A 15,675-nucleotide genomic window follows, 5' to 3' on the forward strand; every position below is an offset into this window, starting at 1 on the left:
CGCAGATCCTCCCAGCCCCGTGCGGGACGGTCGACGTCAGTCGCGCGGGTCCTGCAGCCGGGCCACGACCTCGCGCCGCAGGACCTTGCCCATCGGGTTGGTCGGCAGCTCCTCGACGAACACCACCCGGCGCGGCACCTTGTAGGGCGTGAGTCCCTGCCGGGTGTGCGCCCGCAGCTCGTCCGGCTGCACCGGTACGCCCTCCACGAGCACGACCGCGGCGACGACCTCCTCGCCGCCGTCCTCGTGCGGCAGGCCGACGACCGCCACGTCCACGACCCCGGCGTGCGTGCGGAGCACGGCCTCCACCTCGGACGGGTAGACGTTGAACCCTCCGGTGATGATGACCTCCTTGATCCGGTCCACGATCGTCAGGAACCCGTCGGGCGACATGGTCACCACGTCGCCGGTGCGGAACCACCCGTCGTGGAACGCGGCCGCGGTCTCGTCCGGCAGGCCGCGATACCCCGCGAAGACCTGCGGGCCCCGCACCAGCAGCTCGCCGCGCTCGCCCTGCGGCACCGCGCGGTCGAGGTCGTCCGGGTCAGCGATGCGGATCTCCACGTCGGGGAACGGCACCCCGATCGCACCCGGCCGGCGCGCGCCGGTCATCGGGTTGCCGACGATCACCGGTGACGTCTCGGTGAGGCCGTAGCCCTCCACGAGCAGCCCGCCCGTGACGGCCTCCCACCGCTCGACGAGCGGAGCGGGCAGGGGCATCGCCCCCGAGAGGCCGTAGCGGATGCCCTTGATCGAGACGTTGCGGCGCTGCGACTCGTCGACGATGCGCTGGTAGAGCGGCGGCACCGCCGGCACGAAGCTCGGCACCTCACGTGCGACGGCGTCCATGATCAGGCCGATCTCGGGCTTGGGCAGCAGCACCAGCTTGGCGGCGAGGGCCACGCCGAGCAGCACGCTCACCGTCACGCCGTAGGCGTGGAACAACGGCAGCGCCACCAGGAAGGACTCCTCGCCCTCCTTCAGTCCCGGTACCCAGGCGCGACCCTGCATCACGTTGGCGACGAGGTTGCGGTGCAGCAGCGGCACGCCCTTCGGCACGCCGGTCGTGCCGGAGGTGTAGAGCAGGAGCGCGACGTCGTCGCGGTGCGGTCGCGGGTGCGAGTCGTCCAGCGGAGCGGCGGAGGCCAGGTCGGCCCACTGCACGGCCTGGGGCGCCGGGGCCGTCAGCTGCTCCCGGGCGGCGCGCGCCTTCGCGATCGGCAGGCGCAGCGCGAGCCGCTTGCGCCACGGGAGCCGGGTGGTCATGTCGACGGCGACCACGTGCTCGAGGGCCGAGCCGGCGACGAGCTCTTCGACGACCGGCACGACCTTGTCCCACACGATCGCGACCCGGGCGCCGTGGTCGACGAACGGGCGACGCAGCTCCGCCGCGGTGTAGAGCGGGTTGTGCTCGACGACGGCGGCGCCGAGGCGGAGCACTGCGAAGAAGGTGATGACGTTCTGCGGACAGTTCGGCATCACCAGGGCGACGTTGTCACTGGGACGTACGCCGAGCGCGTGCAGGCCGCCCGCCACGCGGCGTACCTCCTGGTCGACCTCGGCGTAGGTCGACACCCGGCCCAGGAAGTCGACCGCGGGGCGATCGGGGTGGTGGCGCACCGCGTCGTCCCACAGGTCGAGCACCGTGGTGTCGCCGTAGTCGAGGTGCAGGGGCACGCCCGGCGCGTAGGAGTCTGCCCACGGGGGCTGCTGAGCCGGCACGGTGTTCCTCACGTCCATCGTCGCGGGAGAGCCGCGACGCTCCCACGGTATCGCCAGGTGACGTCCGGGCTCACAGCCCCGCGACGACCTCCGTGCCCTGCTTGATCGCGCGCTTGGCGTCGAGCTCGGCGGCGACGTCGGCACCGCCGATGAGGTGCGCCTCGCGGCCGAGGCCGTCGTAGAGGTCGCGCACGGAGTCCTGGCCGGCGCACACGACGATCGTGTCGGCCTCGATCACGCGCGTGGCGCCGTCGACGGTGACGTGGAGGCCCGCGTCGTCGATGCGGTCGTACGTCGCGCCGCTGACCAGGGTCACCCGGGACTGCTTGAGCACCGCGCGGTGCGCCCAGCCGGAGGTCTTGCCGAGCCCGATGCCGATGGGCGTGGTCTTGCGCTGCACCAGCGTCACCTCGCGGGCGGGCGTGCGCGGCTTGGCCTCGGTGAGACCGCCCTCGTGGAGTGCCGGGTCGCCGACGCCCCAGTGGGCCATCCAGTCGTCGAGGTCCTCCTCCTCGTGGGTGAGGAAGACGCTCACGTCGACGCCGATGCCGCCCGCGCCGATCACCGCGACCCGCTTGCCCGGGACCACCGCGCCGCTCAGCACGTCGGCGTACGACGCCACGGTCGGGTGGTCGATTCCGGCGATTTCCGGGAGTCGCGGGGTGACGCCGGTCGCGACGACCACCTGGTCGAAGCCGGCGAGGTCGTCGGCGGTCGCGGCCGTCGCGAGGCGTACGTCGACGCCGAGGACCTCGAGGCGACGGGTGAAGTAGCGCAGCGTGTCGGCGAAGTCCTCCTTGCCGGGGACCGCCATCGCGAGGCGGAACTGGCCGCCGAGCTCGGGTGACTTCTCGAAGAGCGTCACCGCGAAGCCGCGCTCGGCCGCCGACGTGGCGGCGGCGAGGCCGGCCGGGCCGGCTCCGACCACCGCGACGGTCTGCTTGCGGAGCGTGGGCATCAGCACGAGCTCGGTCTCGTGGCAGGCGCGCGGGTTGACCAGGCAGGAGGCGCGCTCGTTGCTGAAGACGTGGTCGAGGCAGGCCTGGTTGCAGGCGATGCAGGTGTTGATCTCGTCGGCGCGCTCGTCCATCGCCTTCGCGACGAAGGCCGCGTCGGCCAGCAACGGCCGCGCCATCGAGACGAGGTCGGCCTCGCCGGCGGCGAGGATGTCCTCGGCCAGCTCGGGGGTGTTGATCCGGTTGGAGGCGCAGACGGGGACGTCGACGATCTCCTTGAGGCGCGCGGTGTGGGAGCGCCAGGCGCCGCGCGGCACCTGCGTGATGATCGTCGGCACCCGTGCCTCGTGCCAGCCGATGCCGGTGTTGAAGACGGTGACGCCGGCGGCCTGCAGGTGCAGCGCGAGCTCGGCGGTCTCCTCCCAGGTCTGCCCGCCCTCGACGAGGTCGAGCAGGGAGATCCGGTAGACGATCGGGAAGTCCGGGCCGACCAGCTCACGCGAGCGGCGTACGACCTCGACGGCGAAGTGCATGCGGCGCGCGGGCGAGCCGCCCCACTGGTCGTCGCGGTCGTTGGTGCGCGCGGCGAGGAACTGGTTGATGAGGTAGCCCTCGGAGCCCATGATCTCGACCGCGTCGTAGCCGGCCTTGCGGGCGAGCGCGACGCTCTTGGCGAAGGCGGTCGCGGTGTGGTCGACCTCCTTGCTCGACATGGCGCTCGGCTTGAAGGGCGTGATCGGCGACTTCTTGTCCGACGCGCTCTGCGACAGCGGGTGGTAGCCGTAGCGGCCGGCGTGCAGGACCTGCAGCGCGATCGCGCCGCCCGCGTCGTGGACGGCGCCGGTGATCCGCTCGTGCCGCTTGGCGTGGAGGCGGTTGGTCATCTCCGACGCGAACGGCTTGAGCCAGCCGCGCTTGGTCGGCGCGTAGCCGCCGGTGATGATCAGGCCGACGCCCCCGCGCGCCCGCTCCTCGAAGAACGCCGCGAGCTTGTCGATGTCCCACGGGTGGTCCTCGAGCCCGGTGTGCATCGAGCCCATGACGACGCGGTTGCGGAGCATCAGCGCGTCCGGACCGGTGCCGAGGGTGATCGGCTCGAGCAGGTGGGGGTAGCGGGGGTGCGTCATGTCAGTCCTTCGCGTGGGCGTGCAGGTAGTCGGTGATCCAGTCGATCCAGAAGCGTTCGAGGCGGATGCCGCCGCGCAGCACCAGCCACTGGTCGAGCCCGGCGCCGTCGAGGTCGGCCGGGTCGGGGAACTGCTCGCGCTCGAGCTCCTCGTAGTGCGCGAGCCGGGTGGCGTGGTCGGCCCGGGCGGCCAGGAGGTTGGAGGCCAGCGCGGCGCGGTCGCCGTACGACGCCCCGCGCAGCTTGACCGCCAGCTCGCTGCGGAACGTCTCCATCGGCATCGGCGTGGCCAGCCACTCGGCCAGCACCCGCCGCCCCTCGGTCGACGGTGTGTGGACCCGCTTGTCGGGCCGGCCCTCCTGCTCGACGACCTCGACGCCCACCCAGCCGTCGGCCTCCATCCGCGCCAGCACGCGGTAGATCTGCTGGTGGGTGGCGTGCCAGAAGAACCCCAGCGACCTCTCGAACCGCCGGGTCAGCTCGAGCCCGCTCGCCGGGCGCTCGCTGAGCGCGACGAGGAGGGCGTGCTCGAGGGCCATGCGGGCCATGGTGCCTGACCTATGCAACGAGTTGCAAGCCCGCCGTGACCGAGGTCGCCGAAGTCCCCGGATATCCGGTGACTTTCACACTTCGCACCCGAGATCTGGGGCGCCAAGTGTGAACCTCCCCGGATATCCGGGGACTTGCTGGCCGCGAGACGACCGTCGCGACGCTGACAGCGGCGGTGTCATGATCGGGCGCATGACGTACGAGCTGGGGCAGGGGACCGGGCCGCTGCGGGGCGTGCGGGTGGTCGAGGTGGCGGGTATCGGCCCGGGGCCGCACGCGTGCATGCTGCTGGCCGACCTCGGCGCCGACGTGGTGCGGATCGACCGGCCGGGCGGCGGGATGTTCGCCAGCGGGCGGGCCGACGTGCTCAACCGCGGCCGGCCGAGCGTCGCGCTCGACCTCAAGCGACCGGAGGCGATCGGGGCCGTGCTCGACCTCGTCGAGCGGGCCGACGTCCTCGTCGAGGGGATGCGTCCCGGGGCGATGGAGCGGCTCGGGCTCGGGCCGGACGCCTGCCACGCCCGCAACGAACGCCTGGTCATCGGCCGGATGACCGGCTGGGGCCAGGGCGGGCCGTGGAGCCAGGCCGCGGGCCACGACATGAACTACATCGGGATCACCGGCGCCCTCCACGGCCTCGGCCAGGACCGCGACCGGCCGCACTTCCCGGGCAACCTCCTCGGCGACTTCGGCGGCGGCTCGACCTACCTCGTCATCGGCATCCTCGCCGCGCTCCTCGAGGCGCGCACGAGCGGAAGGGGCCAGGTCGTCGACGCCGCCATCGTCGACGGCACGGCCCACCTCAACGCGATGGCCTCGACCTTCGCCGCCCTCGGCCTCGACACCGGCACCCGCCGCTCGGGGCTGCTCGACGGCGGCACGCCCTGGTACGACGTCTACGAGACCGCCGACGGCCGGCACGTGAGCGTCGGGGCGCTCGAGCCGCAGTTCTGGGCCGCGCTCGTCGAGCGCGTCGGCGTCGAGCTGCCCGACCGCGACGACCCGGCCAACCACGCCACCATCCGCGGCGCCCTGATCAGGCGGTTCAAGGAGAGGACGCAGGCCGAGTGGGCCGAGGTCTTCGACGGCACGGACGCCTGCGTCGCGCCCGTCGTACCCCTCGCCGAGGCGCCCGCCCACCCGCACCTCGCGGCGCGCGGCACCTTCGTCGAGCGCGACGGCGTCACCCAGCCGGCGCCCGCGCCGCGCTTCTCGCGGACCGCGTCCACCATCAGCAGCCCGCCCGCGCTGCCGGGGGAGCACACCCGCGAGGCGCTCGCCGCCTGGGGCATCGCCGATGTCGACGGCCTGATCGCCTGCGGGGCGGCGGTGCAGGCGTGAGCGGAGTGGGGAACGAGCTCGGCGCACGCGATGGTGGTCGAGTGCCGCCCGCGGCTGAGGCACGAAGCCGGGACGGCGGTGTATCGAGACCGTGAGGCCCTTCCTCTTCCTCGGCACCCGCGCCGAGGACGACATCGCCCAGCAGGAGTACGACGCCGTGCTCGCCGGCTGCGGCCTGCGGTCCGACGAGCTGGTGCGCGTCCGCCTCGAGGCAGGACCGCTCGGGGAGGTGGACCTCGACGACTGGTCCGGGATCATCCTCGGCGGCGGGCCCTACAACATGTCGGACCCGGAGGACGCGAAGTCTCCGGCGCAGCGCCGGGCCGAGGCCGAGCTCGAGGCCCTCGCGGCACGGGTGGTCGCGGCGGACGTCCCGTTCCTCGGCGCCTGCTACGGCATCGGCGTGCTCGGCACCTTGTTCGGCGGTGTCGTCGACCGGACCTTCGGCGAGCCCATCTGCGCGCTGCCCGTCCGGCTCACCGACGCGGGGCGGGACGACCCGCTCTTCGGCATGCTGCCGGCCGAGTTCACGGCCTACCTCGGCCACAAGGAGGCGGTCGCGCGGCTACCCGATGGCGCGGTGCTGCTCGCCTCCACCGACACCTGCCCGGTCCACGCCTTCCGGATCGGCCGCAACGTCTACGCCACCCAGTTCCACCCCGAGCTCGACGCCGTCGCGATCTGCGACCGGATCGACGCCTACAGCGCCCACGGCTACTACGAGCCGCACGAGCAGGAGCACCTCAAGACCGCCGCCCGCGAGGCGATGGTGACCGAGCCGGTGCGGCTGCTCGGCCGCTTCGTGGAGCTGTACGCGCGGGAGTCAGCATGACGACTGCCGAGCACGTCGACGTGCTGATCATCGGAGCCGGCCTGTCGGGCATCGGCGCGGCGGCCCACCTCGCCAAGGACCTGCCCGCGACGTCGTACGCCGTCCTGGAGCGGCGCGAGGTCAGCGGCGGGACGTGGGACCTGTTCCGCTACCCGGGCGTGCGCTCCGACTCCGACATGCACACGCTCGGCTACCGGTTCCGGCCGTGGCGCGGCGACACCGCCCTGGCCGACGGCGCCTCGATCCTCGACTACCTCCGCGACACGGCGCGCGAGTACGGCGTGGACCAGCACGTCCGCTACGGCCACCGCGTCGCCGCGGCCGACTGGGACTCGAGCACCGCGCGGTGGACGGTGACGTCCGAGGTCGGCGGGGAGCGGCGCACGATGACCGCCGACTTCCTGTGGGCCTGCAGCGGCTACTACGACTACGACGCGGGCTACACGCCGCACTTCCAGGGCCAGGAGCGCTTCGGCGGCCAGGTGGTCCACCCGCAGCACTGGCCCGACGACCTCGACCTCGCGGGGAAGCGCATCGTCGTCATCGGCTCGGGCGCGACCGCGGTCACGCTCGTGCCCGCCCTCGCCGCGGGCGGCGCCGCGCACGTCACGATGCTGCAGCGCTCACCGACGTACGTCCTCCCGGTGCCGGCCAGGGACGCGGTGAAGGGTCGGCTGACGCGGCTCGTCGGCGAGGAGTGGTCGTTCGTGGCGACGCGGTGGAAGAACATCGCGCTGCAGTCCGCGCTCTACCGCGTGAGCCGGCGGCGCCCGGACCTCGTGCGCCGCCTCGTCCGCAGGACGAACGTCGCCCAGCTCCCGCCCGGCTACGCGGTCGACACCCACTTCAACCCGAGCTACGACCCGTGGGACCAGCGGATGTGCCTGGTGCCGGACGGCGACCTGTTCCGGGCCATCAGGCGCGGCCGGGCCGACGTGGTGACCGACCGCATCGCCACCTTCACCGAGACCGGCCTCGAGCTCGAGTCGGGGGAGCGGCTCGAGGCCGACGTCGTCGTCACCGCGACCGGCCTCAACCTGCAGGTGTTCGGCGGCGCAGAGCTGAGCGTGGACGGCGAGCGGGTCGAGCCGAGCCGGACCATGGCCTACCGCGCGATGATGCTCTCGGGCGTGCCCAACTTCGCCTTCACGATCGGCTACACCAACGCCTCGTGGACGCTCAAGGCCGACCTCGTCGGGGAGTACGTCGTCCGGCTGCTGGAGCGGCTGCGGTCGACCGGCACCCGATCGGTCGTCCCGGTGCGCGACCCGGAGGTCGAGGAGGTGCCGCTGATGGACTTCGACGCCGGCTACGTGCAGCGGGTCGTCCACACGCTTCCCCGGCAGGGCACGCGGGCCCCGTGGTCGCTCAGGCAGAACTACCTCCACGACGCCCGGACCATCCGGCGGGCGCGGCTCGACGACGGGGTGCTGCGGTGGTCGTGAACGCCGAGGAATGGAAGCGCTCCCACATTTTGCGCACACGTTCTCTCGCGATCGTTGACACCTGATGTGACCGGCGTCATAGTGATTGCCGGACGGAAGTGGAAGCGCTCTCACACCACTCGCGTCCACCTTCCAGCCGGGCAGGGAGCCCGGCGGCCCAGGACGGCAGGAGTGCAGTGGTGAAGACATCGAAGACCCGGCGATACCGACTCGCCTCGAGCGCGTTGGTGGCGCTCACCCTCGCGACGACCGCGGCCGCGTGCGGCGGCGGTGACGACGACGGGACGACCGCAGACGGCGTCACCACGATCACCGTGGCGACGTTCAACGAGTTCGGCTACGAGGGACTCATCGACGAGTGGAACGCCGCCAACGACGACATCAAGATCGAGCAGGTCAAGGTCGGCACGTGGGACGACGCGAAGGCCAACCTCTACACCAAGCTCGCGGCAGGCTCCGGCCTGTCGGACATCGAGGCGATCGAGGGTGACGCAATGCCCGCGATCCTCGCCGAGGAAGGTGCCTTCGAGGACCTCACCGACGACGAGGTCGACGGCCGCTGGCTTCCGTGGGTCGAGGAGAAGACCCTCAACGCCGACGGCCAGATGATCGGCTACGCCACCGACATCGGCCCGGAGGGCATCTGCTACCGGTCCGACCTGTTCGAGAAGGCCGGCCTTCCCACCGACCGCGAGGAGGTCGCGGGGCTCATGGGCACCTGGGACGACTACTTCGCCCTCGGCGAGGAGTTCATCAAGAAGGTCCCCGACACCGCGTGGTACGACTCGTCCGGCGGGCTTGCGCAGGCCATGCTCAACCAGGTCGAGAACCCCTTCGAGACCGACGACAACACGGTCGAGGTGGAGAACGACGAGCTCGAGGCCGTCTGGGCCGACGTCACCGGCAACATCGAGAAGGGCCTGTCCACCAAGCTCCCGCAGTGGAGCGACGACTGGACCGCCTCGTTCCAGAACGACGGCTTCGCCACCATGGCGTGCCCGGGCTGGATGCTCGGCGTCGTCGAGGGCAACGCCGAGGGCGTGAAGGGCTGGGACATCGCCAACGTCTTCCCCGGCGGCGGCGGCAACTGGGGAGGCTCGTTCCTCACCGTCCCGGCCCAGGGCGAGAACATCGAGGAGGCCAAGGAGGTCGCTGCCTGGCTGACCGCGCCGGAGCAGCAGGTCAAGGCGTTCGCCGCCAAGGGCACCTTCCCCAGTCAGGTCGAGGCCCTGGAGTCGGGCGAGGTGACCAGCGCGACGAACGCGTTCTTCAACGATGCGCCCACCGGTGAGATCCTCGCGGAGCGCGCCCAGGCGGTGACGGTGCAGCCTTACAAGGGCCCGAAGTACTCCGACATCCTCCAGGCCTTCCAGGCCGCGGTCCTTCGCGTCGACGACGGATCCCAGGACGCTGCCCAGTCGTGGGACCAGTTCCTGACCGACGTCGAAGCGCTCGGCTGATCGGACCGACGGACTCCTCGTGAGCAACTCCACCACCTCCCGGGGCGGAGGCACCCAGACGGTGTCCTCGCCCCGGGAGGGCTCCCCCTCCGCGTCCGGACCCACCGGACGAGCGCCCCGACCCGAGTGGCGCCAACGACTGACCCGGCTCGACGTCCGGCTCTCGCCGTACCTCTACATCTCGCCCTTCTTCCTGCTCTTCCTGGTGGTCGGGATGTTCCCGCTGGGCTACACGGCGTGGGTGTCGGTGCACGACTGGAGCCTGATCGGCGGCAAGGGCGAGTTCGTCGGCCTCGACAACTTCCGCGAGGTCCTCGGCAACCCCTACTTCACCAAGCAGCTGGTCAACACGATCAGCATCTTCCTGCTCTCCTCCGTGCCGCAGATCGTCATCGCCGTGGTGCTGGCGGCGCTGCTCGACAACCAGCTCCGCGGCCGCACGCTCTGGCGGATGAGCATCCTGCTGCCGTTCGTCGTCTCCCCGGTCGCCGTCGCGATCATCTTCGGCAGCCTGTACGGCGACCGCTACGGCCTCATCAACGAGCTGCTCGGGTACGTCGGCATCGACCCCATCGGCTGGCACACCGAGCGGTGGGCCAGCCACGTCGCTATTGCGACCATGGTGAACTGGCGCTGGACCGGCTACAACGCCCTCATCTGCCTCGCCGCCATGCAGGCGGTGCCGCGCGAGCTCTACGAGGCGGCGGCGATCGACGGCGCCGGCCGGGTGCGGCAGTTCGTCAGCATCACGCTGCCGATGATCCGCCCGACGATGATCTTCGTCGTCATCACCTCCACGATCGGCGGCCTCCAGATCTTCGCCGAGCCCCGGCTCTTCGACGAGACCAACGCACGCAACGGCGGCAGCGATCGCCAGTTCGGCACCATCACCATGCTGATCTACGACTTCGGCTGGCAGCTGCGCGACCTGGGCCGGGCCTCGGCCACGGCCTGGCTGCTCTTCGTCGTGATCTGCGCCTTCGGCATCGCCAACTTCCTGCTCATCCGCAGGATCGGAGCCTTGGGAGGAGACCGATGACGCGCCGTCCGGGGTTCCTCGTCTACGGGCTCCTCGCCGCCTTCCTGGTCGGCTCGGCCGCTCCGCTCTACTGGTCGTTCCTGCTCGGCTCGCACACGAAGGAGATCGCCGCCCAGGGCGTCCCGCCGCTGCTGCCGGGCGGTCACTTCTGGTCCAACGCCGAGCGTGCGATCGCGACGATCCCCTTCTGGAAGGCCATCGGCAACAGTCTGCTGGTGTCCACGGTGACGGCCTGCTCGGTGGTGTTCTTCTGCACCTTGGCGGGCTACGCCTTCGCGAAGCTGCGCTTCCGTGGTCGCGGTCCGCTACTGGTCTTCGTGATCGCCACCATGGCAATCCCGACCCAGCTCGGCGTCGTACCGCTCTTCATCCTGATGTCGGAGTTCGGCTGGACCGGCAGCATCACGTCGGTGATCATCCCGTGGCTGGTGACCGCCTTCGGCGTCTTCTTCATGCGGCAGTACCTGGTCGATGCGGTGCCGGACGAGCTGGTCGAGGCCGCCCGCATGGACGGGTGCTCCCAGATCCGCATCTTCTGGCACGTCGCCGCGCCCGCCGCCCGACCCGCGGCCGCCATCCTGTGGCTCTTCACCTTCATGCAGGTGTGGACGGACTTCTTCTGGCCGCTCATCGCCCTGCCGCACAGCAACCCCACCATCCAGGTGGCGCTCAACCAGCTCCAGAGCGGGTTCTTCAAGGACTACAGCCTCGTCCTGGCCGGCACCACGCTGGCCACGATCCCGCTCCTCGTCCTGTTCGTCGTCGCCGGCCGCCAGCTCGTGGCAGGCATCATGCAAGGAGCCGTCAAGGGATGACCACCCACACCGCGTCCGCCTCCACCGTCGAGTCGACGCCTCGCGCGCACTTCCCGCACGACTTCGTGTGGGGGATGGCGACCGCCTCCTACCAGATCGAGGGCGCCGTCACCGAGGACGGGCGCACCCCCTCGATCTGGGACACCTTCTCGCGGGTCCCCGGAGCGATCCTGGGCGGGGACACCGGAGAGGTCGCCTGCGACCACTACCACCGGATGCCGGCCGATGTGGAACTCCTCGCCGACCTCGGCGCCACGTCGTACCGCTTCTCGGTGGCGTGGCCGCGGGTTCGGCCGGACGCGGGGCCGGTCAACGCGACCGGCCTCGCGTTCTACGACCGACTCGTCGACGAGCTGCTCTCCCACGGGATCGCGCCGTGGCTCACGCTCTACCACTGGGACCTGCCGCAGGTGCTCGAGGACGCCGGCGGCTGGACCAACCGCGACACCGTCCACCGGTTCGTGGACTACGCCGTCTCGGTGCACGAGGCGCTCGGCGACCGGGTGCCGACGTGGACCACGCTCAACGAGCCGTGGTGCTCGGCCTTCCTCGGCTACTCCGCGGGCCACCACGCGCCCGGTCGCCAGGAGGGGGCCGCCGGTCTCGTCGCCGGTCACCACCTGCTGCTCGCGCACGGCCTCGCGACGCAGGAGCTGCGCAGCCGCGGCGCCGAGCGGCTCGGGCTGAGCCTCAACCTGACGGTGCCCGACCCGAGCGACGCAGGAGACCCGGTCGACGTCGACGCCGCCCGCCGCATCGACGGGATGCACAACCGGTTCTTCCTCGACCCGATCTTCCGCGGCTCCTACCCCGCCGACGTGCTCGAGGACACCGCCGACCGGACGTGGCAGGACCGGCCCTGGCTCGACGTGGTGCGCGACGGCGACCTCGACGTGATCTCGACCCCGATCGACGTGCTGGGCGTGAACTACTACCACGGCAACGAGGTCTCGGGTCACCCGCGCACGGACGTCGTCGGCATCGGCGCCGACCACCCCGCCCGGGCCGCGCTCTCGCCGTACCCCGGCTCCGAGCACGTCACCTTCCCCAGCCGCGGGCTGCCGCTGACCGCGATGGGGTGGGAGATCCAGCCCGAGGGCCTCCACCGGCTGCTCCGCCGCCTCCACGACGACTACCCCCACCTGCCGATCTACCTCACCGAGACCGGCGCGGCCTTCGACGACCGGCTCGACGAGCACGGCCGGGTGCACGACCCCGACCGGATCGCGTTCCTCGACTCCTACCTGCGTGCGGTGCACCGGGCGATCGACGAGGGCGTCGACGTCCGGGGGTTCTTCCAGTGGTCGTTCTACGACAACTTCGAGTGGGCCTTCGGCTACGCCAAGCGCTTCGGGCTCGTCCACGTCGACTACGCGACGCAGCGTCGTACGCCGAAGTCGAGCGCCCACTGGTACGCCGAGCTCGCCCGCACCGGGACCCTGCCCGCGCCACCGGCCGTGGACCACTAGCGTGGCGCGAGTGACCACCCCGCGCAGCCCTGTGAGCGCGGGTCAGCCCACCCTCGACGAGGTGGCCCGGGTTGCGGGCGTCTCTCGCGCCACGGCGTCGCGTGCGATCAACGGCGGCCAGCGCGTCAGCGCGCGCGCCCAGTCGGCCGTCGACACGGCCGTGCGCACCCTGGGCTACATCCCCAACCCCGCGGCCCGCAGCCTCGTCACGCGACGTACGGACTCGATCGCCGTCGTCGTCCCCGAGCCCGACGACCGCGTCTTCTCCGACCCGTTCTTCGCCGGCACGCTGCGCGGCGTGACCCGGGTGTTGGGAGAGCGCGACATCCAGCTGGTGCTGCTGCTGGCCCGTCCCGGCGCGTCGACGGCGCGGACGCTGCGCTACCTCACCAACCGCCACGTCGACGGCGCCCTGGTCGTGTCGCACCACCGCGACGACCGGCTCGCCGAGCACCTCGCCGACATCGGCCTGCCCTGCGTCTTCGGCGGTCGTCCGTGGACCGGCGGCGACCGGGTGGCGTACGTCGACGTGGACAACGTGGCGGGCGAGCGCGAGGCGACCGAGGCCCTCATCGACCGCGGCTGCACGCGGATCGGCACCATCGCCGGGCCTGCTGACATGACGGCCTCCGAGGACCGGCTCGCCGGCTGGCGCCAGGCGATGTCGACGGCCGGGCTCGCCGCCGACGCGGTCGAGCACGGCGACTTCACCGAGGCCAGCGGCGAGGCCGCGGCCCGGGCGCTCATGGAGCGCCACCCCGACATCGACGGCCTCGTGGTCGCCTCCGACCTGATGGCCGCCGGCGCACTGAAGGTGCTCGCCGAGCTCGGTCGCCGCGTGCCCGCCGACATCGCCGTCGTCGGCTTCGACGACCTCGGCGTCGCCGAGCGCACCTCCCCGGCCCTGACCACCGTCCGGCAGCCGGTCGACGAGATGGCCGAGCGGGCGACCCGGCTGCTCCTCGAGCGCGTCGACGAGCCCCACTCCAGCCGCCCGATGCGGGTGATCATCCCGCCGACGCTGGTCCGTCGCGCCAGCGCCTGAGTCGCGACTCACACGTCAATCGATTCGCGGGAACACCACCAGTCCCACTAGCGTTGGGTCCACAGACGTCCGGCCGGTCTTGCCCCGGACGCAGGTTCCCTCACGGGGACCCTCCCTCACAACTGAGGCACGTACGCCGCGAAATCCCAGAACGACCAGCGCGGCTCACGGTGGCGAGACGCCAACCGAAAGCAGTCACATGACCTTCGCCGACCTCGGCGTACCGTCCTCGCTCGCCCAGATCCTGGAGCAGCAGGGCATCACCACTCCCACCCCGATCCAGGCCGCGACGCTGCCCGACAGCCTCGCCGGCCGCGACGTCCTCGGCCGTGGCCGCACCGGCTCCGGCAAGACGTACGCCTTCCTCCTCCCGCTGGTCGCCCGCCTCGACGCGTCCAAGCTCCCGGCGATGCCGCGCAAGCCGCGCGCGCTGATCCTGGCGCCGACCCGCGAGCTGGTCGGCCAGATCCACGCCGCCCTCCTGCCGCTGGCCAAGGCCGCCGGCCTGTCGACCGTCGTCGTCTACGGCGGCGTCGGCCAGAACCCGCAGGTCACGGCGCTCAAGAAGGGCGTCGACATCGTCCTCGCCTGCCCGGGCCGGCTCGAGGACCTCATGGGCCAGGGCTACGCCGACCTGTCCGCGGTCGAGATCACCATCCTCGACGAGGCCGACCACATGGCCGACCTGGGCTTCCTGCCCGGCGTGCGCCGCATCATGGACAAGACCCCGCAGTCCGGTCAGCGGATGCTCTTCTCCGCCACGCTCGACAAGGCGATCGACGTCCTCGTCAAGCGGTTCCTGACCAACGCGGTCACCCACGAGGCCGACTCGGCGCAGTCGCCGGTATCCACGATGTCGCACCACGTGCTGCACGTCTCGCGTGACCAGCGCGTGCCGGTGCTCGTCGACCTGACGAGCGCGCCCGGTCGCACGGTGGTCTTCACCCGCACCAAGCACGGCGCCAAGGCGCTGGCCCGCCAGCTCAACAAGAGCGGCGTACCCTCGGTCGACCTCCACGGCAACCTCAGCCAGAACGCGCGTACGCGCAACATGGAGATGTTCCACTCCGGCAAGGCCACGACGCTGGTCGCGACCGACATCGCCGCCCGCGGCATCCACGTCGACGACGTCGCCCTGGTGATCCACGCCGACCCGCCGACCGAGCACAAGGCCTACCTGCACCGCTCCGGTCGTACGGCCCGCGCCGGCGCCGAAGGCACCGTGATCACCCTGATGACCGACGAGCAGCAGCGCGACGTGCGCGACCTGACGCGTCTGGCCGGCATCAAGCCGACCACCACCAAGGTCAGCGGCCCGGGTCACGCGATGCTCACGCAGCTCGCCCCCGGTGAGCGCAGCACCCCCGGTGGCCTCGTCATCGAGGCGCCTGCCACCGGTGGCGGCGGTCGCTCGACCGGTGCCAACGCCCAGCGCAAGCGAGCCCGCAGCACCGGCCAGACCAACGGCCAGTCGCGTCGTGGCAACCCGACGAGCTACACCAGCGAGACCCCCAGCGGCTCGCCCACCGGTGGCGGCCAGCGTCGTCGCTCCGGCGGCGGCCAGGGCGGCGGCCAGGGCGGCGGCCAGGGCGGCTCCGGCGGCCAGGGTGGCGGCGGCAACCGTCGTCGTCGCGGTGGTCAGGGTGGCGGCCAGGGTGGCGGCCAGGGTGGCCAGTCCCGCAGCGGCGGCCACAGCGCCGCGTCGTTCAGCCGTAGTCGCTGACCGGCGTACTCGCCACTGAGTCTCCGAGAGACTCAACGTGCATCCCGGGCGTGTCGCGCGCCCGACCACACCCTCAGCGATCCCCGGCCAGCCGGGGATCGCTGAAGTTGTCGGCCCGTGCAAAGCCTGACAAGTTCAGTGATCCCCGGTCAG

12 protein-coding genes are annotated in these 15,675 nt (G+C 71.7%); 9 read left to right on the forward strand and 3 right to left on the reverse strand.

All coding sequences use genetic code 11. The annotated features are described in order from the left end of the window. Positions 1-36 precede the first annotated feature (36 nt). Genes JOD65_RS04005 through JOD65_RS04015 form a run of 3 tightly spaced genes read right to left on the reverse strand, consistent with a single transcriptional unit; the run spans position 37 to position 4,343 of the window. On the reverse strand, positions 37-1,734 hold the full coding sequence (locus JOD65_RS04005; RefSeq protein WP_307820918.1) for a long-chain-fatty-acid--CoA ligase: 1,698 nt from the start codon (positions 1,732-1,734) through the stop codon (positions 37-39). Positions 1,735-1,792: 58 nt separating this feature from the next. Beyond that, the gene (locus tag JOD65_RS04010) at positions 1,793-3,805 is read right to left on the reverse strand and encodes an NADPH-dependent 2,4-dienoyl-CoA reductase (protein ID WP_191193641.1); all 2,013 of its coding nucleotides are present in this window, start codon (positions 3,803-3,805) and stop codon (positions 1,793-1,795) included. Between the two features lies 1 nt (position 3,806). Continuing rightward, positions 3,807-4,343, reverse strand: a complete 537-nt coding sequence (locus JOD65_RS04015; protein WP_191193640.1) for a PadR family transcriptional regulator — start codon at positions 4,341-4,343, stop codon at positions 3,807-3,809. A 202-nt stretch (positions 4,344-4,545) separates the two neighbouring features. Between JOD65_RS04015 and JOD65_RS04020 the strand changes: the two genes are divergently transcribed. The 9 genes from JOD65_RS04020 (at position 4,546) to JOD65_RS04060 (ending at position 15,522) form a co-directional block, all read left to right on the forward strand. Beyond that, complete coding sequence (locus JOD65_RS04020; RefSeq protein WP_191193639.1) at positions 4,546-5,694, forward strand: CaiB/BaiF CoA transferase family protein; 1,149 nt, start codon at positions 4,546-4,548, stop codon at positions 5,692-5,694. 91 nt (positions 5,695-5,785) lie between these two features. Further along, entirely contained in the window at positions 5,786-6,526 is a 741-nt protein-coding gene (locus JOD65_RS04025) for a glutamine amidotransferase (RefSeq protein ID WP_191193638.1), read from the forward strand. Next, complete coding sequence (locus JOD65_RS04030) at positions 6,523-7,971, forward strand: flavin-containing monooxygenase (protein ID WP_191193637.1); 1,449 nt, start codon at positions 6,523-6,525, stop codon at positions 7,969-7,971. Before JOD65_RS04025 ends, JOD65_RS04030 begins: the two co-directional genes overlap by 4 nt. 179 nt (positions 7,972-8,150) lie before the next feature. Continuing rightward, complete coding sequence (locus tag JOD65_RS04035) at positions 8,151-9,431, forward strand: ABC transporter substrate-binding protein (RefSeq protein ID WP_191193636.1); 1,281 nt, start codon at positions 8,151-8,153, stop codon at positions 9,429-9,431. A gap of 19 nt (positions 9,432-9,450) precedes the next feature. Then, a complete protein-coding gene (locus JOD65_RS04040) occupies positions 9,451-10,470 on the forward strand; it encodes a carbohydrate ABC transporter permease (protein WP_307820920.1) in 1,020 nt (339 codons plus the stop codon). After that, entirely contained in the window at positions 10,467-11,285 is an 819-nt protein-coding gene (locus JOD65_RS04045; protein ID WP_191193635.1) for a carbohydrate ABC transporter permease, read from the forward strand. The genes JOD65_RS04040 and JOD65_RS04045 overlap by 4 nt, the downstream gene beginning before the upstream one ends. Next, complete coding sequence (locus JOD65_RS04050; protein WP_191193634.1) at positions 11,282-12,754, forward strand: GH1 family beta-glucosidase; 1,473 nt, start codon at positions 11,282-11,284, stop codon at positions 12,752-12,754. Before JOD65_RS04045 ends, JOD65_RS04050 begins: the two co-directional genes overlap by 4 nt. A gap of 10 nt (positions 12,755-12,764) precedes the next feature. Further along, positions 12,765-13,799: a LacI family DNA-binding transcriptional regulator gene (locus JOD65_RS04055; protein ID WP_307820922.1), complete on the forward strand. Its 1,035-nt coding sequence runs from the start codon at positions 12,765-12,767 to the stop codon at positions 13,797-13,799. A gap of 199 nt (positions 13,800-13,998) precedes the next feature. Beyond that, the gene (locus tag JOD65_RS04060) at positions 13,999-15,522 is read left to right on the forward strand and encodes a DEAD/DEAH box helicase (protein ID WP_191193633.1); all 1,524 of its coding nucleotides are present in this window, start codon (positions 13,999-14,001) and stop codon (positions 15,520-15,522) included. Positions 15,523-15,675 lie beyond the last annotated feature (153 nt).

Source organism: Nocardioides cavernae, assembly GCF_016907475.1.
Taxonomy (GTDB): domain Bacteria; phylum Actinomycetota; class Actinomycetes; order Propionibacteriales; family Nocardioidaceae; genus Nocardioides; species Nocardioides cavernae.

Coding starts and splice junctions, on each gene's coding strand:
- JOD65_RS04010 (WP_191193641.1), bottom strand. CDS start 3,805: ATGACGCACCCCCGCTACCCCCACCTGCTCGAGCCGATCACCCTCGGC.
- JOD65_RS04015 (WP_191193640.1), bottom strand. CDS start 4,343: ATGGCCCTCGAGCACGCCCTCCTCGTCGCGCTCAGCGAGCGCCCGGCG.
- JOD65_RS04020 (WP_191193639.1), top strand. CDS start 4,546: ATGACGTACGAGCTGGGGCAGGGGACCGGGCCGCTGCGGGGCGTGCGG.
- JOD65_RS04030 (WP_191193637.1), top strand. CDS start 6,523: ATGACGACTGCCGAGCACGTCGACGTGCTGATCATCGGAGCCGGCCTG.
- JOD65_RS04045 (WP_191193635.1), top strand. CDS start 10,467: ATGACGCGCCGTCCGGGGTTCCTCGTCTACGGGCTCCTCGCCGCCTTC.
- JOD65_RS04050 (WP_191193634.1), top strand. CDS start 11,282: ATGACCACCCACACCGCGTCCGCCTCCACCGTCGAGTCGACGCCTCGC.
- JOD65_RS04060 (WP_191193633.1), top strand. CDS start 13,999: ATGACCTTCGCCGACCTCGGCGTACCGTCCTCGCTCGCCCAGATCCTG.